Genomic DNA, 21496 nt, shown 5'->3' with positions numbered 1-21496 from the left:
AAATACTCAAAATTCCTTATCCCACAGTAGGTGTATCCTCTTCCTTCAATATTTTATTCTCCTTCATAGAAAGCATCATTCGTTCATACTTATATTTTTCCCAGTCGAACTGGTTCAGAAAATCCAGGGCAGCTTGAAAGCCTCTGTTGAAAAGATCTTCTTTTTCCTCTCTTTTCATAAAGAAATTCAGCCAGCTGCTCGTTCCACAATTAACGCTTTGAATACTGAAAAGACGGTAGAAACTGTGTTTTGTAAGAAAAGATTTATCATTGAAACCTTTTAAAGTGCTGATGATGTTTCTCGCATAAGAAAAAGGTGTTTTCATAATCTGTTCGCTGGTTTTTCCTTTTTCCGAAAGAATATCCGAGTCGCTGGTCAGCTGTACCCCGAAAAGTGGCATTCTCGGATAAAATACGTCACTGGCATGAAAAATATCGATCGGGAAATTGGAAATACTTCCGCCATCGATAAAAATTCCGACCGGGTAGATGTCTTCCGGTTTTGTATTCATCCAGAATTTCCAGGCGTATTTCACTGAGCTGTCATCCCTGTTGATCCTTTTCTGAAAGGGCTCAAAAAAGAACGGTACAGACATGGAAGCTCTCACAAACTCAGCCGGGCTGATGTGCTTCAGCTCTTCCTCAGACCAGTATAAATTGGCCATCGTAGGAAGTTCTACCTTAATCTTTGCATTAATATCAGTAGTAATCACTACGTATTCTGAGCGAAGCTGGTAAAAAGGATTGTTCTTATAGTAATCATTGTTCACGGCGCTTTCATAAAATATTCTGTAGCGTGTTTCATCAATATGCTCAATGTTTTTTGCCTTGATCGCTTCAATACTTTTTAAAGCAATTGTATAATATTCCTGGGTGTTTCCGTAACGGTAATTAAGATTGAGACCATATTCTTTCTGAATAAATTTTTCATTGAGATCAGCTACTGTTTTAATTCCGAAACCATCCAGTACATTCTGCATGGTGCTTAAAAAAGTGTTGCCGGGATTGAACCCACTGTTTTGCTTCCTGAAATCACTGTAAAACTTTCTCATACAGAAAAAAGCGATAATGACCGGAATTAAGGGAATCAGAAAAAGAAGTTTTGCACTTAAAGTTGTCTCAGGCTGTGCGGCGAAAGGAATAATAATAAGAATGATCATGATGATCGCCAGAATAATAGCATTGATCTTAAAAAAATCTTTATTGTTCAGGATGGCATGAATTGTTGTTTTCACATAGGTTTTTCCATCCATAAAATCAGCGAAATTCCAGCTGAAAAGTATATCCTTGATCACTTCACTTTTTGCTTCTTCTTTGGTTTTGCATGCAGCAATAAGCATGGTATTAATAGCTCCCGCACTTGTTCCTGCTACTTTCAAAAAACGGATACCGAAGATTTCCAGACCATAAAGATAACCTACCAGCGCACTTCCCCAGACGCCGCCACCTTCCTGCACAAATTCCACATATTGGTTTTTCTGTGCATCCAGCAGATCAGAAAATTCTTTTGCAGAAATATTCTTATGCAGTACAGAGAGCTTTTCTTTAGATTTCTGGGAAAGTACATCTTCTGAAAGAATTTTATCCAATATTTCTGTTTTCATGGATTAGAGTTTTATTGAATATTCTAAGATATAAGCCAATAAAAGATTCTGTTAAGTTTTAAGATATCAACAAAATATTCTGTCGTTGATGTCTTTTCTCAAAAAAATTACCACTGCTTCCGTCTGGCATATATAAACGTGCAGATCACTACCAAAGCCATAACCCCTATTGTAATAAAATAACCGTATTTGTGATGAAGTTCAGGCATATTGTCAAAATTCATCCCATAAACACCTGCAATAAAGGTAATGGGAAGAAAATACACAGAATAAATAGCCAAAACTTTCATCACCTGGTTGGCCTTCTGATCTGAAAGTGCCAGAAACATGGAAATAAGGTTGGTGATCTGGATATTCAGATGATCAAAATCTGCTACTACATCTTTATGCTTGTCTTTTAAATCTACGATCTCCGAATCCTGAAGATTCAATAATTTAAATTTATCTACTGCATCTGTGGAAATCGTCAATACCCTGGAATTCAGTCCTGATTTTCGCTTCAGCTTATACAATCTTCTGATCTGATTGGTATGGTTTGTATTTTTAAGGAAAATTTCATTTTCAATATTATCCATCGTTTCCAGAAGGCTTAAAGATTCATCATCAAAACTTTTCATAATCAACAGGGCGATCATTAAAGCAATTTTTTGAGGTGGAACTTCTGTCTGCATAGCTGAAACCTGTTTCTTCGTCTCCGAAATGCTTTTTGCCTTCATCCTGTGAATCGTGATGATGGTGTTGTCTACCAGAAAAATCCCGATTTTCGTACTGATATCGCTGATGGTATTGAGGTTTTTCCGTTCCAGTTCCGTGCTTTCCCGGAGAAGAAAGAACTTTACATTGCCATCTTCTTCATATTTTGGAAGGTGGTTCGGATCCATTGTATCTTCCAGAAGAAGATTGTTGATCTCATATCTTTCGTGAAGAAATTTCAGGTCCTCCGGTGTGGGAGCCTCTACATCCACCCATTCACATTGGGAATCTCTGTATATCGTGTCAATTGGCATAGAATAAAAATACTAATATTTTGAAAAACTATGTGTTAAATAATTTTATCTTTGCCAAAATTAAACAAACTATATGATTAAAAGTACAATAAAAGGGATCGGATTTTATGTTCCAGATAATGTTGTTACGAATGATGATTTAGCTAAACTGATGACCACCAATGATGACTGGATTACAGAAAGAACGGGAATCAAAGAAAGAAGACACAGAAAAAACAGAAATGACTCTCAGGAAACCACGGCTTATCTGGCATTTAAAGCCTCTGAAAAAGCACTTGAAAAAGCAGGACTGACGGCTCAGGATATAGATTATATTGTTTTTGCGACACTTTCTCCGGATTATTATTTCCCGGGTTGCGGTGTATTGCTTCAGGATATGTTGGGATGTGATACCATTGGAGCTCTTGATGTAAGAAATCAATGTTCAGGATTCGTATATGCCGTGAGTGTTGCCAACGCTTTTATTAAGTCGGGAACCTATAAAAATATATTGGTAGTAGGTGCAGAGATCCATTCTTTCGGACTGGATTTTTCTGATGAAGGAAGAGGAGTTTCTGTGATCTTCGGAGATGGGGCAGGAGCAATTATACTTTCGGCGACGGAAGATGAAAATGCAGGAGATATTTTAGCGGTCAATATGCATTCTGAAGGGAAATATGCCGATGAGCTGTGTACACAGTTCCCGGGTTCAAAATTCGGATGGAGCGACAGAATGAGAAAAGAACCGGAAAATGTAACGGATAAGGAAGTTTACCCGATCATGAACGGCAATTTTGTATTCAAACATGCGGTGACAAGATTTCCTGAAACCATGCAGGAAGCTTTAGACAAAGCCGGTAAAACTATCGAAGATCTGGATATGTTCATTCCTCACCAGGCCAACCTTAGAATTGCCCAGTTTGTACAGCAGAAGTTTGGACTTCCGGATGAGAAAGTCCACAACAATATTCAGAAATACGGAAATACAACTGCGGCTTCTATTCCAATTGCTTTAAGTGAAGCTATTGAGGAAGGAAAGATCAAAAGAGGAGATCTGGTACTTCTTTCAGCATTCGGAAGCGGATTTACTTGGGGAAGTGTCCTGTTTGAATATTAAGCTAAAAGATTAGTAGCTAAAGTTAAAGGCAAAGAAAATACAACCAACTGATAATTCCCATCCATTGGAGGGGGGCAAAAATTTTTAAAATTTTTGACGGGGTGGTTTACGTACATAAAAAAACCGCAGAGCAAAGCTCTGCGGTTTTTCATTTATAATCTTCTATTAAAGACTTTTCAATAATTTCTCAGTATCCGTAGAATCCTGTCCCGTGCTTTTAGCCAACCCGATTGACTTTTCAGCCCACATTTTTGCGTTCTTTTTGTCTCCTATTTTATTATAGAGATTAGCTAAAGTGTCTGTATTGGCATAATTTTCATCCTTTTTTACAGATTCTTGTGCCCAGGCAACCGCTTTTTCCAGCGAAGCTTTATTGCTTACATTTTCAAAAAAATTCCAGGCCAGAGAATTTAACTCTTCTGAACTTGCTGCAGAAGAATCTTTATAAAGCTCCAGTGTCAGCTTCTCATAAGTCGGGATATCTTTATCTTTCAAAGCCCTGTTTGCTTTTGCTCTTTTTAGGATCTTTTCAGATTCGTCTTTTGTTAAAAATTTCTGGCTTTCCGTTAAAAAGTAACTGTCATTCCACGATTTTTTATCAGCGTTGTACGACTTTTTAAGAACAGTGTTTAGCTTTATATTTTTATCGAATTTCTCATATTTATCTTTCGGAAAAATTTTGATGATCTCCGCTTTTTTAGTCTGAAAAATTTTATACAGAGGACTTTCTGTACTTGAAGTACCGGACAGGAGCATTTGTACATCTTCCTGATCGAAGCTGGTTTTCTGCTGGAAATAACGGTCCAGTACTTTTCCTGCAAATTCAGAATCATTATAGATAGTTAATCCCGCAAGATTTTTTAAGAATTCAGGATCTTTTTCTCCATTTTCAAATTTTTGCTTTAATGCAGTAAGTCTTTTATTAGGGTCTTCTGCATCTTTAGCAAACTGGATGAAATCTTTTTCCTCCACATAGCCTAAGGTTCTGTGTACTTCCTCTCCGTCGCCATTAATGAAAAGATAAGTAGGAAATGCCTTTACGTTATATTTTTTTGCAAGACCAACTCCTTCTCCCTTTTCCATGTCTATTTTAGCAATTGATGAAATGAGAGTTGTAAAAATCTCCAACCGTCTGAAGCGGAAAAATATTTTTCACCATCAGTTTACAAGGTCCGCACCATGAGGCATAAGCGTCTATAAATATAAGTTTGTTCTCTTTTTTTGCTTTCGCCAGAATAGTAGCGAAATTGCTGTCTTCAAATTTAATTCCCTGTGCCCATGCTAGTGCAGCTATAAATAATGAAGAAAATATTGCTAATTTTTTCATAAAACTTTTTATTGATTACAAATGTAATAATTATGTGAACATATAAGTTGATGCATATTAAAAATAATTTCAAATATTTTATTTTTCATACATGTGTGATTTGGTTAATGATTTGAATAGTTATTATTAATTTTTAATGATTAAAATTTATATTAATAAGTTTTTAGGGTAAAAAAATTAAATAATTGAAGAATATTTTATTAAAAAATAAAATATTAGTAACTTTGTAAAAAACAAAAAGATACCCCATGAAAATGATGAATTATTATAAAATCCAGATAATAATTTATTTTTTTATGTCGAGGCATCTGCTGAAACTTTTGTTTTTATTCATTACTGCTGGTCCTGTCCTGGGTCAGACAAATTTTAGCTTTGATCAGGTATGTGAAGGAACATCCGTTCAGGTGATGCGAAAAGACATTCCCAAATCTCTAAAAATAGCAGATTCACTGTATATGTCTGCACAGAAACCTTTAGAGAAAGTCAAAAGCCTCATACTTTCTGCCCAGCTTTATCATTATGCAGGTGAGTTCAAAAAATCTATATGCTATGGCGAAAATGCCCATTCTCTTCTGATTCAGGCCAATGATGCGGAATGGTCTGCCCGTGTCAACGAATTTCTTGCTAAAGAATACCGCCTGGTGGGGCTCTACCAAAGATCAAAAAAATATACCCGGGAGGGTCTGGAAGCTGCAAAGAATATCAGTAATTCTCAAAAGAAAGGTCACGTACTGGGACTGCTGAATCAGGAAATGGCTTATTATGAAATGGAGCAGGGAGGGTATCAGAATGCAATAAAATATATTGAAGTTTCATTAGATTCATTTGGCAAGAATGATCTTCAAAATAATGGACGACTTGTTGCCGCTTCCTACCAAATGCTTGGTGAGATTTATTTTAAGCTTAAAGATTATGAGGTTTCAGAAAATTATTACCACAAAGCAGAAACACTGATCAAAGAAAAATGCTGTATTCTGGGCCTTGTTTATAACGGTTTGGGCGGTATCCGTATGAAGCAGGAAAACTGGAAAGAAGCTGAAATCTATTTAAAAAAAGCAGAAAATATAGCAGATAGCTCTAAGAGTTTTAAGCTGAAAAAAGCAGTCTATTCCAATATCAATGATTATTATGAAGGAACAGGTGATAATTTCAAAGCCTCCCTTTATGCTGTAAAGTATGTAAGAGCTTATGACAGTCTCGCAGCCAAGAGCCGTGAAGTTTCACTTAAAAACCCTGATGTTTTAGTGAAACATAATAAAAAAACGACTCAGATCAGCATCGTGAAAAATATGGCGATTATTGTTCTTCTGGTTTCCCTTATTGCAATCATTGTTTTCTTCAAAGTAAAACAGAAAAAACAACGCTCTAAATTCAGAAATATTATAAGAACCCAGCTTCAGATGATCAATGTGAGGAGTGAGCCTTTATCCAGGAAACAAAAAGGAGATTCTGATTTTTCAAATATTTCAGTGGAAGAAGTAGATGACAGGGAAAAAGTTGCAGACAAACGGAGAAATGACTCTTTAATGACTTCCGAAACAGAATCCAAACTGCTGGAACTTCTCGATGAATTTGAAAAAGGAGAGCTGTATAACAACAAAAATATGTCCTTGTCATTCCTGGCTGCCGAACTTAATACCAATACAAAATATCTGTCCTATGTGATCAATCAGCATAAAAATACAGATTTCAAAACATACGTAAACCGTTTAAGGATTAATTATATTGTAGATAAACTTATCAATGATGAGAAATACAGGCAGTATAAGATCAGCATCCTTGCAGAGGAATGCGGCTTTTCTTCACACAGCAAATTCGCATCTGTTTTTAAAGCAGTGACAGATTTTTCCCCTTCTTCCTATATTAAATATCTGGATGCCGAAAAATTAAACGGATAAACATGTTCATTTTCCTGAAAACAATTAATAAACAGTCTGTTTTTTCATTGTGTCTTTTCATTTTCATGAAAACAGATAACCTATTGTTTTAGGTAAAGCCTTCACTTATATATCTTTGCGCAAGCTTTAAAGGAACCCGTAACACTCAATTTTTAATCTGTTTTTAATCCTTAAGCAGAAAAGCGTTCAAATAAAACACTATACTGAAATGACCAGCTGATATAAGTATTTGCCCAGTATTTATATTAAAGCATCTAAAAGCTTTAAGCTGGACATTGAAGTGGATGAAACAACCTAAATACCCATTTATTTTTGACATCTGTATAATCAAATGCTGCTTAGGCAGACAGAATTATCTGTGCCAATATAATCAGGAATCGTTACATCAAAATCTAGCGATCCAAGCTGAGGGGATGGGCGCCCCAAGGCTTTCTGAAGATATAACGGATGATTTTTACTAGTATTAGAAGATTGTTTGAGATTAAGCCACGGGTAAATCTATTATTAGGCAATGAATATTATATTGGTCCGGAATATACGACCAATCAATAATTGATCATACAATCGGGGTTGATTGCCCGGTTTTTTTCAGTCAAGTTTTTTTAAGTACAAATCCGCAACAATGTTGCGGATTTGTTTTTTATTTTGTCTTCAGACTGTCGGTTTTTACTTTGATGGTATCCTGAGAAGTGGAAGCCGGTTCAGAATTGGCAACAGCGGAATCTCCCATTTTATTTCTCAGAGAATCTTTATTATGCTCATCTTTGAATTCTTCTCTTTTCTCTTTATTCTGTGCGCAGCTTCCCAAAACCAGCAAACCCAGAACAGCTCCAATCCATAATTTTTTCATAATAGTTAATTTTGATGTTTAATACCTTCAAATATAAAGAAAATTGATAGCTTTATGAAAATGAAGGTTAGAATAAAAAGAAAAATTATTTTTAAAGTAATAAGGAGGTTGAAGATTTATTTTAACTGAAATTTCTAAGTTTTTAGTTTTTATCCTTAATTATCATATAAAAAAAATCTGCAGAGCTTTCATCTGCAGATTTTCCATTTTTAATTAAACTTTGTGTGTATCTATTTAGCCGGAGCTGTTACTGCCGTTGAATCTGTCTTGATCTTTACGGTATCAGGATTCATTCTTTGGGATACTGTATCCGTTACCGCTGGTTGTACCGATTGTGTATTCACTGCTGTCGAATCCGAGCTCTTAGACGACATGGTAGATTCTTTGGTTCCGCAACTCACAACTACTAATCCTAAACCTATGGCTGCTAACAATAACTTTTTCATAATATTTTATTTTAATGTATTATTGAAAGTTCAATAATTATTCCTAAAAGGTTATTTAAAATATTAAAACATAGATAAATTTTGTTAAAAAATGTTAGGGAGGAAATAAATAAAATGAATTATGACTTGCAAGCTATTAAAATCATTCATAAAAAGACCCCGGAAAAAATTCCAGGGTCTTATTATTTATTAAAGATTATACAATCATTAATAATAGTATTTTATCTTATCCTAAGTAAGGATATTTGTAGTCTTTTGGAGAAACAAAAGTTTCTTTTACGCTTCTTACAGATGTCCATCTTAGTAAGTTCATTTTTGAACCAGCTTTGTCATTAGTTCCTGAAGCTCTACCACCACCGAAAGGCTGTTGCCCAACTACGGCACCTGTTGGTTTATCATTGATATAGAAGTTTCCTGAAGCATTTTCTAAAGCTTTGAAAGCCTCATTGATTGCATAACGGTCTTGAGCGAAAACAGATCCCGTCAATGAATATGGAGAAGTGGAATCTACTAATTTTAAAGTTTCTTTCCAGTCCTGATCTTCATATACATAAACAGATAAGATAGGTCCGAAGATCTCTTCTACCATACTTTCGTAATGAGGATTTGTGGTTTCAATTACCGTAGGGTATACAAACCATCCTTTAGAATCATCAACTTTTCCACCGATAGCTATTTCAGCTTCACCGGAATCCGTTGCTCTGTTGATATACCCTTTACATTTTTCAAAAGAGTTTTTATCAATTACTGCGTTAACGAAGTTAGATGGATCTTCAGGAGAACCTACTTTAATAGAATTGATTTGCGTTTCCATTACTTTTTTCACGTCAGCCCAAATAGATTTAGGAATGTAAGCTCTTGAAGCAGCAGAACATTTCTGTCCCTGGTATTCAAAAGAACCTCTTACCAAAGCAGTAGCTACCGCTTCTACATTAGAAGAAGGGTGAGCGATCACGAAATCTTTTCCACCTGTTTCTCCAACGATTCTTGGATAAGTTCTGTAATTATGAATATTATCACCGATCATTTTCCACATTCCCTGGAATACTTTCGTAGAACCAGTGAAGTGAAGACCTGCAAAATCAGGATGTGACATTACTTTCTCAGCAGTCTCTTTTCCATCTGTGAATACCATGTTGATGACCCCGGCAGGAAGACCAGCCTCAATCAATACATCCATGATCACTTTTGCAGAATAAACCTGCTTGTCAGAAGGTTTCCAAACCACTACATTTCCAAGCATAGCCATACAAGTAGGTAAGTTTCCGGAAATCGCTGTAAAGTTGAATGGTGTTACTGCAAAACAGAATCCTTCCAACGGCCTGTACTCTACACGGTTCCAGATTCCAGCGTCAGAAACTGGCTGCTCAGAATACATTTCAGTCATGAATTCTACGTTGAATCTTAAGAAATCAATAAACTCACACGCAGCATCAATCTCAGCTTGGTGCACGTTCTTAGATTGCCCAATCATTGTAGCTGCATTGATCACATCTCTGTAAGGTCCTGCCAAAAGATCAGCAGCCTTCAAGAAAATAGCTGCACGGTGTTCCCAGCCAAGTTCGTTCCATTCTTTTTTAGCTGCCAGTGCCGCATTGATAGCGTCATCTACATGCTGCATGGTACCTTTATAGTAAAATCCGAAATCATGAGCATGATCCTGAGGAGACTGAAGCTGCACTTTCTCGTCAGTTTTCACCTCTTTTCCATTGATAAACATTGGAATTTCTGTCTTCTCAGCCCACATTTTTTTGTAAGTGGCGATAAGGCTTTTAACTTCTGGAGATCCCGGTGCGTAAGAATTTACCGGCTCGTTTACTGCAAATGGTACTTGCGAAATTGCTTTTGACATATTATGTTGTATTATTTTAAATTGATAAATATGTTGGTATACAAATTTACAATAATTAACGCAAACAAAAAAAATCGCTCTTCCTTATAAAATGAAATTTATCACTGTTTTATATTTAAGAAATTCCCAAATGTGGAAATAAGGAATAAGGGCTTTATGTGTTTTTTTATTCAATCTTTAAAAAATTTACTTGCACTAGAAAAATTTAGAATATTTACATTATTTAAAACACTGAATTACTTGTTGTAGTTGAGTGGTTTCTCTAAATGCTTATAACATGGGAGTTTACGGGAGAATGATAAATGGGGAGAAACTGCATTTGTCTCGATTTTGAACATTTTAAATGACATTTTTGATAGCTTCGGGATATGGGATTGTCTAATTTTACACCATCAATGACTGATATGAAAACCAGAATCCTATTATTCTCTTTCGTACTATTTTTTTCCGCTTTATGTGCAGGCTTTTTTGCAGGTAAAGGGAAAGCTCAGTCAATACCTGATACATTCTCAAAATCATACCTTACTAAACATGCAGACCAGCAGGGTCAGCCGGAGATTTACAGTGTTTCGGATCAGGATGCACAGGACTCAGGTAATCCTGAAAAAATAAAATTCGATTATTCCGTAATCACCCAGCAATGGATGAACTTTTTCTTTCCAGATTATCCTCACAATACAAAAGCTGCACCTGTTCAAAACTTTGCATACATTACGGCACCAAGATACATCCTGTATCATTCTCTGCAGATTGCACACTGCTAATATATTTTCCAATTCATAACACAATTCACAGGATTTGTATATAAATACAGATTCCTAAAATTCAATTTCCTGTTTTTAATAGGTTTAAAACCATCTATTTGTCTTTTTTGAAAGACGGACAGGATTTCCCTATATCCAATTTAAAATACAATACAATGCACTTAACACCGAGAGAAACGGAAAAGCTTATGCTGTTCCTTGCAGGCGAGCTTGCTCTAAAAAGAAAGGCCAGAGGTCTTAAACTAAACTATCCAGAATCAATAGCACTTATCAGTCACTTTCTTCTTGAGGGAGCCAGAGACGGAAAAAGAGTTGCTGAACTGATGCAGGAAGGAGCGAATCTTTTAACCAAAGATGATGTCATGCCAGGAGTTTCAGACATGATTCACGATGTACAGATCGAAGCCACTTTTCCCGACGGAACCAAACTGGTTACCGTACACAACCCAATCCGTTAATACCTATTCCATTATGATACCAGGAGAAATATTTGTAAAAGAAGGGACTATTATCTGCAATGAAGGCAGAGAAACAGTTAAAATAAAAGTAGTCAACACAGGAGATCGCCCTATTCAGGTAGGTTCGCATTTCCATTTCTTTGAAGTGAATAAAGCCATGAGCTTCAGCCGCGAAAAAGCTTTTGGAAAAAGACTGAATATTGTGGCAAGTACCGCTGTACGTTTTGAACCGGGAGAAGAAAAAGAAGTTGAATTGGTAGAAATAGGCGGTATCAAAAAAGCAATGGGCTTTAACAATCTTGTTGACGGACAGGTTGATTCCGAAGATCAGAAAAAAGCCAGCCTTGCCAAAGCTGAAGATTTAAACTTTAAAAATCAATAAACATGAGCTTATCCATAGACAGAAAACAATATGCCAATATATTAGGTCCTACAGCTGGCGATAAGATCAGACTGGGAGATACTGAAATTATCATTGAAATAGAAAAAGATTTCACCCATTACGGAGACGAAGCTGTTTTCGGAGGTGGAAAAACCGTTCGTGACGGAATGGGACAAAACGTGACTGCCAAAAGAGATGAAGGTGTTCTGGATCTTTGTATCACCGGAGCGGTAATCATTGATCACTGGGGAATTGTAAAAGCAGATATCGGGATCAAAGACGGTAAAATTATAGGCATCGGAAAAGCCGGAAATCCAGATACCATGGATGGAGTTTCTCCAAACATGATCATCGGAGCTTCAACAGAAGTGCATGGTGGGAAAGGGTATATTGTGACAGCGGGAGGAATTGACACTCACATCCATTACATCTGTCCACAGCAGATCGAAACCTCTTTATACAGCGGAATCACTACAATGATCGGCGGAGGAACGGGACCAAACGACGGGACCAATGCGACTACCGTTACCCCGGGGAAATTCAATATGCAGAAAATGCTCGAAGCCGCTGAAGAATATCCTATGAACCTTGGCTTCTTCGGGAAAGGAAACTGCTCTGCGGAAGAACCTATTGAAGAACAGGTAGAAGCAGGCGCTTTGGGTGTGAAAATTCATGAAGACTGGGGGGCAACACCAGCAACCATCGATGCCGCATTGAAAGTTGCTGATAAATATGACGTTCAGGTGGCTATCCACACCGATACCCTGAATGAAGGAGGTTTCCTTGAAGATACCATGAGAGCCATCAACGGAAGGGTAATCCATACCTTTCACACAGAAGGTGCCGGAGGAGGTCATGCTCCGGATATCATCAAAGCAGCCATGTATCCCAATGTATTGCCAGCTTCTACAAATCCTACACGTCCTTATACGATAAACACCATTGATGAGCATCTTGATATGCTGATGGTATGTCATCATTTAAGCAAAAATATCCCTGAAGATGTAGCCTTTGCTGATTCACGTATTCGCCCTGAAACCATTGCAGCTGAAGATATTCTTCATGACATGGGAGTTTTCAGCATCATGAGTTCAGATTCACAGGCGATGGGAAGACCAGGTGAAGTGATTACAAGAACCTGGCAGACAGCAAGCAAAATGAAAGAGCAGAGAGGGAATTTGGAAGAAGATAAAGACGCTGAAAATGATAACTACAGAGCCAAAAGATATGTGGCAAAATATACCATCAACCCAGCAATCGCACATGGTATTTCAGAATATGTGGGATCCCTTGAAGAAGGGAAACTAGCCGATCTTGTGATCTGGAAGCCTGCATTATTTGGAGTAAAGCCGGAAATGATCGTAAAAGGAGGCTTTGTAATTGCTGCTAAAATGGGTGATCCAAATGCCTCTATCCCTACACCACAGCCCGTTATTTACAGGAATATGTTCGGGGCTCATGGAAAAGCAAAATTCGGAATTTGTGCCAATTTCGTTTCACAGATCTCTATCGACAACGGAACAATTGCATCCTATAAACTGGAAAAAATGATCCTTCCGGTGAAAAACTGTAGAAACATTTCTAAAAAGGATTTGATCCACAACGATAAAACACCTGTAATTGAAGTTAATCCTGAAAACTATAAAGTTACGGTAGACGGTGAGTACATTACTTGCGAGCCGGCGGAAAAACTTCCTTTAACACAGCTGTATTACTTGTTTTAATCTTGAGTTTTTAAGGCTCAGTGAAGGCCGGGCCTTTTCAAAATTGAATGATAACTAACATTGAACAGATTAAAATGAAAAACTTAAATAAAACTGTGTTTTCCCTTGCCGTAGCCGGAATGTCTATGTTTTCCGGGCAGGCGAAAGCCCAATTTCTGGGAGGAAGAAGACTGAAAAGTGACGAAGAAGGACCAAAAGGACAATTTATGGTTTACGGGTCATTAGATTATTCAAAAATCACGACACCTTCCAGTACCAGTAGTACTGTTTCAAGTGCACCAATTGGACTGGGCTATTTTATTAATAATAATGATGTTATTGGAATAAATTACGCTTACTCGCAGAATGCTGTTGACCACACTGTTGTATATAAACAAAATGAAGCTGGAATTTGGTACAGTCCGTCATTAGCGCTTGGAAAATATTTCTTGCTGATTGCTCAGGTGGACGCTCATTATGTATGGGGACAACAGGTTTCAGGAGCAGCAGCATCAATGGAAAACTTTAATGGCTACCGTCTTCGCGCCTATCCTTTGATTGGTATTGTTCTGGGTGGAGGCTGGGCTCTGAAATTTAAATTTGCAGAACTTTCAATGCTTCAGACCAAAACAAAAGAAGGCTGGACGAAGACTTCTGTCGCCGGAATCAGCGGTTCAACATTCGGAGTAGGAATTTCCAAAAACCTTGACTTCAGAAAAAAATCAAAAAAAGATGATAATTAACGAAACAATAGGTAACCTCTCCCAAAACCCGACTGCAAAACCCGTTGATTTTATTGATCTGGAATGGTTTGAAACCACGAAAAGAATTCAGCGTAAAAAAACCAGAATGGGAACAGATATCGCCATTAAGTTCCTCCGTGAAGGACAACGTTTGCGTGAAGGAGATATTCTTTTTGAAGATGATCAAAAAATCATTGCCGTCAATGTTCTCGAAACAGAAGCCATTGTTATGTCACCGGCTTCTCTGCTCGAAATGGGAACTGTTTGCTATGAGATTGGAAACAAGCATATTCCGCTTTTTATTCAGGATAATCAGGTATTGCTCCCTTTTGAAATGCCGATGTTCAGATGGCTGGAAGCAAGTGGATTTAAACCGGAAAAAAAGACGGTTAAGCTGCTGAACCTTCTCAAATCTAATGTAGAACCTCACGGACACGGGAATCTTGGGTCTTCAATTTTTACTAAAATCTTAAAAATGGCGGCTCCAAAAGATGAATAATATAAACCTAAACTTTCTTTCAGGACTGCTTCATTTGTCAGATCCTACACTTCCGATCGGTGGTTACAGCCATTCCAACGGGCTTGAAACTTACGTACAGGAAAGAATTGTCAGCAACCTGCAGACTGCAAAGGAATTTGTTGAAAATATGCTTCGGTATAACCTTAAATATAATGACGGAGCTTTTGTAAAACTGGCGTATCAGGCTGCAGAAGACAATGATCTGGAATTGCTTTTAAGCCTTGATAATGAATGTAATGCCATAAAATGTCCAAGAGAAATCCGCCAGGCCAGCCAGAAACTAGGATTAAGGTTGATCAAGATCTTTAAAAGAAGAGAACATTTCCCCTTTATGGAAGCCTTTGAAAAAGCAGTTCAAAACCGGGAAGCCAATTCGCATTACTGTATTGTATTCGGAGTTTATGCTTATTTAATGAAAATTCCCTTATACGAAGCATTGCTTGGATTTTATCACACTTCGGTAGCCGGAATGATCACCAATGCTGTAAAATTGGTTCCACTGGGACAATTGGACGGTCAGGATATTCTTTTCTCTTTGTATCCTGTGATGGAAAAAACAGCCAACGAAACCATAGAATTGGATAGAGATATGGTAGGACTCTGCAATACAGCCTTTGATATCAGATGCATGCAGCATGAGAGGCTCTATTCAAGACTTTATATGTCTTAGAAAATAAATATTTACGATTAATTAAAACAGAAAAATGAACAATAGAAAATATATAAAAGTAGGGGTGGCTGGACCTGTAGGTTCAGGAAAAACAGCATTGCTGGAACGTTTAAGCCGAAAAATGTTCGGAAAATATGACCTTGGGGTGATTACCAATGATATTTATACCAAAGAAGATGCTGAATTTATGGCTAAAAACAGCCTTCTGCCACACGAAAGAATCATTGGTGTAGAAACAGGAGGATGTCCACACACCGCCATCCGTGAAGATGCAAGTATGAATCTGGAAGCTGTAGATGAGCTTGCCGCCCGTTTTCCGGATATCGAGCTGGTATTAATTGAAAGCGGAGGTGATAATCTATCAGCTACATTCAGTCCTGATCTTGCCGATGTCATGATCTTCATTATTGATGTAGCTGAAGGAGAAAAAATTCCAAGAAAAGGAGGTCCCGGCATTACCAGATCAGACTTACTGATCATTAATAAAATAGATCTTGCTCCGCACGTAGGGGCAAGCCTTGAAGTAATGGAAAGAGATGCCAGAAGAATGAGAAACGGAAATCCTTTTGTTTTCACCAATCTTAAAACAGATGAAGGCCTGGAAAAAGTGATCGGATGGATCAAAAAGTATGCGCTTCTGGAGGAATGTGAAGAACCGAATCTGGTAAGATAAATGGACAGCCGTTTACATATCATTGCAGGATTCAAGGAGGGAGAGTCTTATGTGAAAGATCTCTATGTTTCACTTCCGTTCAGGGTAGTTTCCGTAGGACAGCGGAAAAGCGACAATAAGCTATATCAGATGGTAATGAGCTCCTCTCCCGGAATTCTGGACGGAGACCGCTATCATCTGAACGTTGAACTTGAAAAAGGAGCTTCACTCCAATTGCAGTCGCAGTCGTATCAGCGGCTGTTCAATATGAAGGATAAGGCGGTTCAGGAGCTCAATGTAAAAATGGAAGAAAATACCTCTTTTGCTTACGTTCCGCATCCTGTAGTTCCACACGAAGACTCTAACTTTGAAAGTAGGGCCAATATCCATGTCGGAAAAAATAGTCAGATTATCATCAGTGAGATCATTACCTGTGGAAGAAAACATTATGGTGAGGTGTTTAAACTAAAACGTTTTCAGAATCTGATGCAGATCTATCATAAAAATAAGCTGGTGATTAAAGACAATGTTGTTATTCAGCCCGACCTGTTCCCAATTAACTGCATTGGAAACCTCGAACAGTATACGCATCAGGGAAACCTTATTTTCTACAGTACAAAAGAAAATGTTGATAAAAATAGTCTGATTGAAACGATTGTAGAACTGGCAACAGAACACAGGGACGAAATGGAAGCCGGCGTTTCTGCTATTGAAGAGAATGGTTTTGTTGTAAGAGCTTTAGGACATGGGGGAGAATTGATGTACAATTTTTTCCTTCGGGTTCAGGAAATCCTTTGGTCATTGGAATAAATAATTGATGACTATTATTTTGAATTAAAACCAAACAATTATTCAATGAATGGGAGCGGGCTTTAGCCCGGTCCTGGCCAAAGATCAGATCATTTTGAACAAGAGCAATTAAGAGATTTCAATTAAATCAAAAGACCTCATTATTCAATAGGATCGGGCTTTAGCCCGATCAAAAATAAAAACATCAACCAAGGCTTTAGCCAAAACCTAAATAACTGGAAAAAACAAAAACAAAAAATGGACACTACAGTTTGGGCACTTCTCATAAGTGCCATCTCAATAAGCTTTATACACACCGCCTCAGGACCGGATCATTATCTGCCGTTCATTGTCATTTCAAAATCTAAAAAATGGAGCGGAATGAAAACCGCAGTTTTAACCGTTGTCTGTGGATTCGGACACGTGTTGAGCTCCTTGATTTTGGGGTTCATCGGAGTGTTTTTGGGCTGGCAGCTCAATAAGATCTCATGGTTTCAGGATCTCAGAGGTAATTTTTCAGGATGGGCTTTGCTGATATTTGGAGGCGTTTACTTGATCTATGGATTGATCCAGGCTATCAGAAATAAACCTCACAAACATTTTGATGTCATGGGTGACGATGTTTACGTTTATGAACATAATCACACGGAAATGGTAATGCCGCAAAAAAGAATAAAAGTAACCCCTTTAGTGCTTTTCATGATCTTCGTAATGGGGCCTAGCGAGCCACTAATTCCACTACTATTCTATTCCGGCGTAAAACATTCCATGTCTGAAATAGCGGTTTTGGTCACTTCATTTACCATAACAACCGTTCTAACAATGCTGGGAATGGTTCTTTTAGGGCGTTATGGCTACTCAACCTTATTCAATACAGAAAAACTGGAAAGGTATATGGGCATGGTGAGCGGTGCTGTTGTAACAGTCTGCGGAATAGGGATGGTGTTTCTGGGATGGTGACGTGATGCGGGTTTCGGGTTTCGAAGTTGGAGAATTTCAGGGGTTGAGAGTGAATGAGTTTTAGTTGTCAGTTGCTGGTTACTAGTAATTAAGTTAATGACTTACGGTCTGATGTCTTGTGTCTGAAATCTGACGTCTAAAATCTTGATTCTTGGCTCTTGTTTCTTGACTCTTAAACTCTTATTAATAAATACTATATGACTAAAAAAACTATGGACGAATTTTTCAAAAAACAACCTTTTATCGACAATATTCTAAAAGGAATCGGGCAGATTATGCTTCAGGAAAACAGATGGACAGGACTCTTATTCCTCATCGGCATTTTTATAGGAAGTTGGGAAGGCGGTGTTGCTGTTCTTCTTTCAACCGCAGCCGGAACACTCACTGCAATGAAGCTTAAATATGATCTGTCAGAGATCAATGCCGGATTATATGGTTTTAGTGCGGCTTTAGTGGGGGTGGCGCTCTCCTTCATCTTTCAGACAACATTACTTATTTGGATAATTATCATATTGGGTGGCGCTTTGGCGGCAGTAATTCAGCATTTTTTCATTCAGAAAAAAATTCCCGTATTCACGTTTCCTTTCATTATCATTACGTGGGTCTGTGTATTTGTATTGCATCATTTTACACAAATTCCACCTTCAGAAATGATCTCCGCAACAGCAGAGCCGGCAGATTACGATGATTTCCTTACTTGTACCAATGCATTTGGAGAAGTGATATTTCAGGGAGGAATACTTTCCGGGATTATTTTCTTCGTAGCGGTTTTTATCAGTTCGCCTGCTGCTGCATTGTATGGTTTTGCAGGTGCTGTTTTAGGAGCTTACCTTTCTCATATGAATGGTGAACCCATTGAGAAGATCCACATGGGACTTTTCGGATTCAACGCGGTGCTTTCAGCGATCGTTTTTTCAGGATTTAAAAAGAAAAACGGACTCTGGGTGCTGATAGCTGTGGCCATTACAGTTGCGATTGACGACCTGCTGGTAGATCATAATACCTTGAACGAAGTAGGCGGTGTCCTGACTTTTCCATTTGTTCTGGGCACGTGTATCACCCTTTTAATACAGAAATTATTTAAAAAAAGAAGAACTGAGTAGATAGTTTCGGTGATTGATAGTAAGAAAGATTGGAGTAAGCAGCAATATACAGTACAATATTGATATCAGGTTCCAATTCATACTAAAAATCTAAAATCTAAAATCTAAAATCTAAAATCTCAAGTCTGATGTCTGGCATATGCAGTCTTGCTTCTTGGCTCTTGATTCTAGACTCTAAAAAATATTTAAAAAAAATGAAGATAACTAAAATAGCAGCTGTATTTCTGGCATTGGCTTTTAACGGAAAAATATCTGCCCAGGAAACAGAAAAAAAACTGGCTATAAAGGATGCAGATGACCAATTTCCCATTGCGGATGTCCTTATAAAATACAACCACGGAAACACCCATACCCATTCGGGAAGCGACGGGACTTTTACGCTTCCTGTTGCCAGCCTTCCGGACACATTAGTCATCGGTCGTCAGGGATATGATGAGGTAACGTGGGTGGTGAACAATGATCATGATCAAAATAAGGTTATTTTTTTACAGCATAAGCCCTATCAGATCTCTGAAGTGGCTATTAATCATAGTTCGTTTTTATCAGCTATTACAAAAGTTGATTTAAACAAATTTCCCGTTAATTCTGCACAGGATCTGTTGAGAAAAGTTCCGGGATTGTTCATTGCACAGCATGCAGGAGGTGGAAAGGCGGAGCAGCTTTTCCTAAGAGGTTTTGATGCAGATCATGGTACAGATGTTAGTGTGAATGTAGACGGAATGCCTGTTAATATTGTTTCCCATGCCCATGGACAGGGTTATTCGGATCTGCATTTTGTGATTCCTGAAACCGTCAACAACATTGATTTTGGAAAAGGAGCATATTATATGGATCGTGGAGATTTTAATACAGCTGGATACGTTGATTTTCAAACCTATAATGGGTTGAAAAACAGTATGGTCAAATTGGAAGGGGGCTCATTCAATTCAAAAAGGATTCTCGGAATGTTCAACATTCTGCATGATGATACGGGAAGAAAAAATGCTTATCTGGCAGCAGAATACAACTATACTGACGGGCCTTTTGATGTAAAGCAGAATTTTAACAGGGTCAATATTTTCGGAAAATACAATCAGTGGATCACCGATAAGGATTATTTCAATATCCAGTTCTCAACATTTAATTCTTCCTGGAATGCGTCCGGACAGATTCCTGAACGTGCCGTAGATGAAGGAATGATTGGTCGGTGGGGAAGCATTGATTCTACAGAAGGCGGAAAAACGTCAAGAACCAATCTTCAGATGAATTTTAAACATATTATTTCAGATTCCGAACAGATTGATGCAATGGCATTTTATTCAAAGTATAATTTTAATCTGTATTCTGATTTTACTTTTTATTTAAAAGATAAAGACCATGGTGATGAGATTCAACAGACAGATGGCAGAAATATTTACGGAGCTGAGGTGAAATATACCAAAAGCTTTACTCTTGGAAACAGCTCATTGAATTGGATTTCTGGAGTAGGTTTAAGAAATGATGATATTAATACTTTGCAGCTCAATCATGTCTATCACAGAGATCTTCTCCTGGACAGAAAAGCCGACGTAAACGGAACTGAAACGAACCTTCATGTCTATTCCGGATTGATATGGAAGACGGGAAAATGGACCGTCAATCCAGCCTTAAGAGTGGATCATTTTATGTTTAATATGCATAATCTGCTGGATACTGAACAACTTCCTTCCGGACAGTCAAAAGAAGCAACAAGATTAAGCCCGAAACTTAATTTCTCTTATGCTCAGAGTGATAACGTCATGTGGTTTTTGAAGACCGGAATGGGATTTCATTCCAATGACCTGAGAGTAGTCGTTCCGAATCCTGATCAGAAAACACTTCCGTATTCTATCGGCGGAGATCTTGGAGCGAGACTCCATCCTTTCAAATCACTGATTATTACACCTGCTTTATGGTATATGTATCTGCAGCAGGAATTCGTATATGTTGGTGATGATGCTGTAGTAGAGCCATCCGGAAAATCACAGCGTTTCGGGGCAGATTTGGGAATCCGTTTCCAGCCACTTGAAAATTTCTATCTAAATGCAGATCTTAATTATTCTCATGCCAGATTTATTGAAGAAGAAAAAGGACAGGATTATGTTCCATTAGCTCCGGTAGTAACCAGCACAGGCTCCGTCAACTGGGATTTTCTTCATGGCTTTTCATTGGGACTTCAGTACAGGTATCTTGGCTCAAGGCCGGCTGTAGAGGATAACAGCATCAAAACAAAAGCGTATTTCGTCAACGATCTGATGCTTTCTTACAACCGTCAGAAATGGGGAGCAAATATCCAGGTAAACAACCTCTTCAACGTCCGATGGAACGAAGCTCAGTTTGCGACAGAAACCCAATTAAAAGGCGAAGCAGAACCTATCACAGACCTTACTTATACTCCGGGAAGTCCGTTTGGAGTAAGAATGGGAGTGTATTATAAATTTTAACTTAAGTGTATTCATGTAAAATGTATTTGTGTATTCATGAATGAGAATACTATTTTAAGATGTATTTTAACTATTAAGAAAAAATTATCCAATCTTAAAATAAAACTCATTTTACTGTTTCTAAAACTTATAAACCTTAAGATTCAGATTTAAACATTATTGTAAACACTGTCCTATCAAATCATTAATACATTTTACCTGAATACATAAATACAAAATAATTCAGCATCAA

At 37.7% G+C, this 21496-nt stretch carries 21 protein-coding genes; 14 read left to right on the top strand and 7 right to left on the bottom strand.

Going from position 1 to position 21496, the window contains the following annotated elements; all coding sequences use genetic code 11:
- Nucleotides 1–16: 16 nt before the first annotated feature.
- Both QF044_RS11885 and QF044_RS11880 read right to left on the bottom strand, forming a co-directional pair.
- Nucleotides 17–1603 (bottom strand): patatin-like phospholipase family protein, encoded by a 1587-nt coding sequence (locus QF044_RS11885; protein ID WP_307267388.1) that lies wholly within the window; start codon nucleotides 1601–1603, stop codon nucleotides 17–19.
- A gap of 107 nt (nucleotides 1604–1710) precedes the next feature.
- Entirely contained in the window at nucleotides 1711–2610 is a 900-nt protein-coding gene (locus QF044_RS11880) for a CorA family divalent cation transporter (RefSeq protein ID WP_307267387.1), read from the bottom strand.
- Nucleotides 2611–2683: 73 nt separating this feature from the next.
- Between QF044_RS11880 and QF044_RS11875 the strand changes: the two genes are divergently transcribed.
- On the top strand, nucleotides 2684–3706 hold the full coding sequence (locus tag QF044_RS11875) for a 3-oxoacyl-ACP synthase III family protein (protein WP_307267385.1): 1023 nt from the start codon (nucleotides 2684–2686) through the stop codon (nucleotides 3704–3706).
- A gap of 165 nt (nucleotides 3707–3871) precedes the next feature.
- On the opposite strand, the gene QF044_RS11870 is transcribed toward QF044_RS11875, so the two are convergent.
- Nucleotides 3872–4789, bottom strand: coding sequence for a thiol:disulfide interchange protein (locus QF044_RS11870; RefSeq protein WP_307267384.1), 918 nt, complete (start codon nucleotides 4787–4789; stop codon nucleotides 3872–3874).
- Nucleotides 4790–4796: 7 nt separating this feature from the next.
- Nucleotides 4797–5033, bottom strand: coding sequence for a thioredoxin domain-containing protein (locus QF044_RS11865; RefSeq protein ID WP_307267381.1), 237 nt, complete (start codon nucleotides 5031–5033; stop codon nucleotides 4797–4799).
- A 296-nt stretch (nucleotides 5034–5329) separates the two neighbouring features.
- On the opposite strand from QF044_RS11865, the gene QF044_RS11860 reads away from it, so the two are divergent.
- Nucleotides 5330–6931 (top strand): helix-turn-helix domain-containing protein, encoded by a 1602-nt coding sequence (locus QF044_RS11860; protein ID WP_307267379.1) that lies wholly within the window; start codon nucleotides 5330–5332, stop codon nucleotides 6929–6931.
- Nucleotides 6932–7571: 640 nt separating this feature from the next.
- Here QF044_RS11860 and QF044_RS11855 read toward each other — a convergent pair.
- The 3 genes from QF044_RS11855 to pruA all read right to left on the bottom strand — a co-directional run bounded on the left by QF044_RS11855 (nucleotide 7572) and on the right by pruA (nucleotide 10079).
- Nucleotides 7572–7781, bottom strand: a complete 210-nt coding sequence (locus tag QF044_RS11855) for a hypothetical protein (protein ID WP_307267377.1) — start codon at nucleotides 7779–7781, stop codon at nucleotides 7572–7574.
- A 230-nt stretch (nucleotides 7782–8011) separates the two neighbouring features.
- On the bottom strand, nucleotides 8012–8227 hold the full coding sequence (locus QF044_RS11850) for a cytochrome C551 (RefSeq protein ID WP_307267375.1): 216 nt from the start codon (nucleotides 8225–8227) through the stop codon (nucleotides 8012–8014).
- A gap of 226 nt (nucleotides 8228–8453) precedes the next feature.
- On the bottom strand, nucleotides 8454–10079 hold the full coding sequence (pruA, locus tag QF044_RS11845) for an L-glutamate gamma-semialdehyde dehydrogenase (RefSeq protein ID WP_307267372.1): 1626 nt from the start codon (nucleotides 10077–10079) through the stop codon (nucleotides 8454–8456).
- Between the two features lie 404 nt (nucleotides 10080–10483).
- Here pruA and QF044_RS11840 point away from each other — a divergent pair, with 404 nt between their 5' ends.
- The 12 genes from QF044_RS11840 (at nucleotide 10484) to QF044_RS11785 (ending at nucleotide 21264) form a co-directional block, all read left to right on the top strand.
- Nucleotides 10484–10843: a hypothetical protein gene (locus tag QF044_RS11840; RefSeq protein ID WP_307267370.1), complete on the top strand. Its 360-nt coding sequence runs from the start codon at nucleotides 10484–10486 to the stop codon at nucleotides 10841–10843.
- Nucleotides 10844–10998: 155 nt separating this feature from the next.
- Nucleotides 10999–11301, top strand: coding sequence for an urease subunit gamma (gene ureA / locus QF044_RS11835; RefSeq protein ID WP_307272006.1), 303 nt, complete (start codon nucleotides 10999–11001; stop codon nucleotides 11299–11301).
- A 13-nt stretch (nucleotides 11302–11314) separates the two neighbouring features.
- Entirely contained in the window at nucleotides 11315–11683 is a 369-nt protein-coding gene (ureB, locus tag QF044_RS11830; RefSeq protein WP_307267367.1) for an urease subunit beta, read from the top strand.
- Nucleotides 11684–11685: 2 nt separating this feature from the next.
- Complete coding sequence (ureC, locus tag QF044_RS11825) at nucleotides 11686–13407, top strand: urease subunit alpha (RefSeq protein ID WP_307267365.1); 1722 nt, start codon at nucleotides 11686–11688, stop codon at nucleotides 13405–13407.
- A gap of 47 nt (nucleotides 13408–13454) precedes the next feature.
- Nucleotides 13455–14129 carry a hypothetical protein gene (locus QF044_RS11820; RefSeq protein ID WP_307267363.1) on the top strand — a complete coding sequence of 225 codons (675 nt, stop codon included), beginning with the start codon at nucleotides 13455–13457 and terminating at the stop codon, nucleotides 14127–14129.
- The gene (gene ureE, locus QF044_RS11815) at nucleotides 14119–14628 is read left to right on the top strand and encodes an urease accessory protein UreE (protein WP_307267360.1); all 510 of its coding nucleotides are present in this window, start codon (nucleotides 14119–14121) and stop codon (nucleotides 14626–14628) included. Before QF044_RS11820 ends, ureE begins: the two co-directional genes overlap by 11 nt.
- Nucleotides 14621–15319: an urease accessory protein UreF gene (locus tag QF044_RS11810; protein WP_307267357.1), complete on the top strand. Its 699-nt coding sequence runs from the start codon at nucleotides 14621–14623 to the stop codon at nucleotides 15317–15319. The genes ureE and QF044_RS11810 overlap by 8 nt, the downstream gene beginning before the upstream one ends.
- Before the next feature lie 34 nt (nucleotides 15320–15353).
- On the top strand, nucleotides 15354–15992 hold the full coding sequence (gene ureG, locus QF044_RS11805) for an urease accessory protein UreG (protein WP_307267355.1): 639 nt from the start codon (nucleotides 15354–15356) through the stop codon (nucleotides 15990–15992).
- Complete coding sequence (locus QF044_RS11800) at nucleotides 15993–16781, top strand: urease accessory protein UreD (protein ID WP_307267352.1); 789 nt, start codon at nucleotides 15993–15995, stop codon at nucleotides 16779–16781.
- A gap of 237 nt (nucleotides 16782–17018) precedes the next feature.
- Nucleotides 17019–17720 (top strand): hypothetical protein, encoded by a 702-nt coding sequence (locus QF044_RS11795; RefSeq protein ID WP_307267350.1) that lies wholly within the window; start codon nucleotides 17019–17021, stop codon nucleotides 17718–17720.
- A gap of 197 nt (nucleotides 17721–17917) precedes the next feature.
- Complete coding sequence (locus tag QF044_RS11790; protein WP_307267347.1) at nucleotides 17918–18823, top strand: urea transporter; 906 nt, start codon at nucleotides 17918–17920, stop codon at nucleotides 18821–18823.
- Nucleotides 18824–19017: 194 nt separating this feature from the next.
- Nucleotides 19018–21264 carry a TonB-dependent receptor plug domain-containing protein gene (locus QF044_RS11785; protein ID WP_307267344.1) on the top strand — a complete coding sequence of 749 codons (2247 nt, stop codon included), beginning with the start codon at nucleotides 19018–19020 and terminating at the stop codon, nucleotides 21262–21264.
- Nucleotides 21265–21496 lie beyond the last annotated feature (232 nt).

Source organism: Chryseobacterium sp. W4I1, from assembly GCF_030816115.1.
Taxonomy (GTDB): Bacteria; Bacteroidota; Bacteroidia; order Flavobacteriales; family Weeksellaceae; genus Chryseobacterium.
The sequence above is the reverse complement of the archived record's forward strand: the minus strand, read 5'-3'. Positions and strand labels throughout refer to the sequence as shown.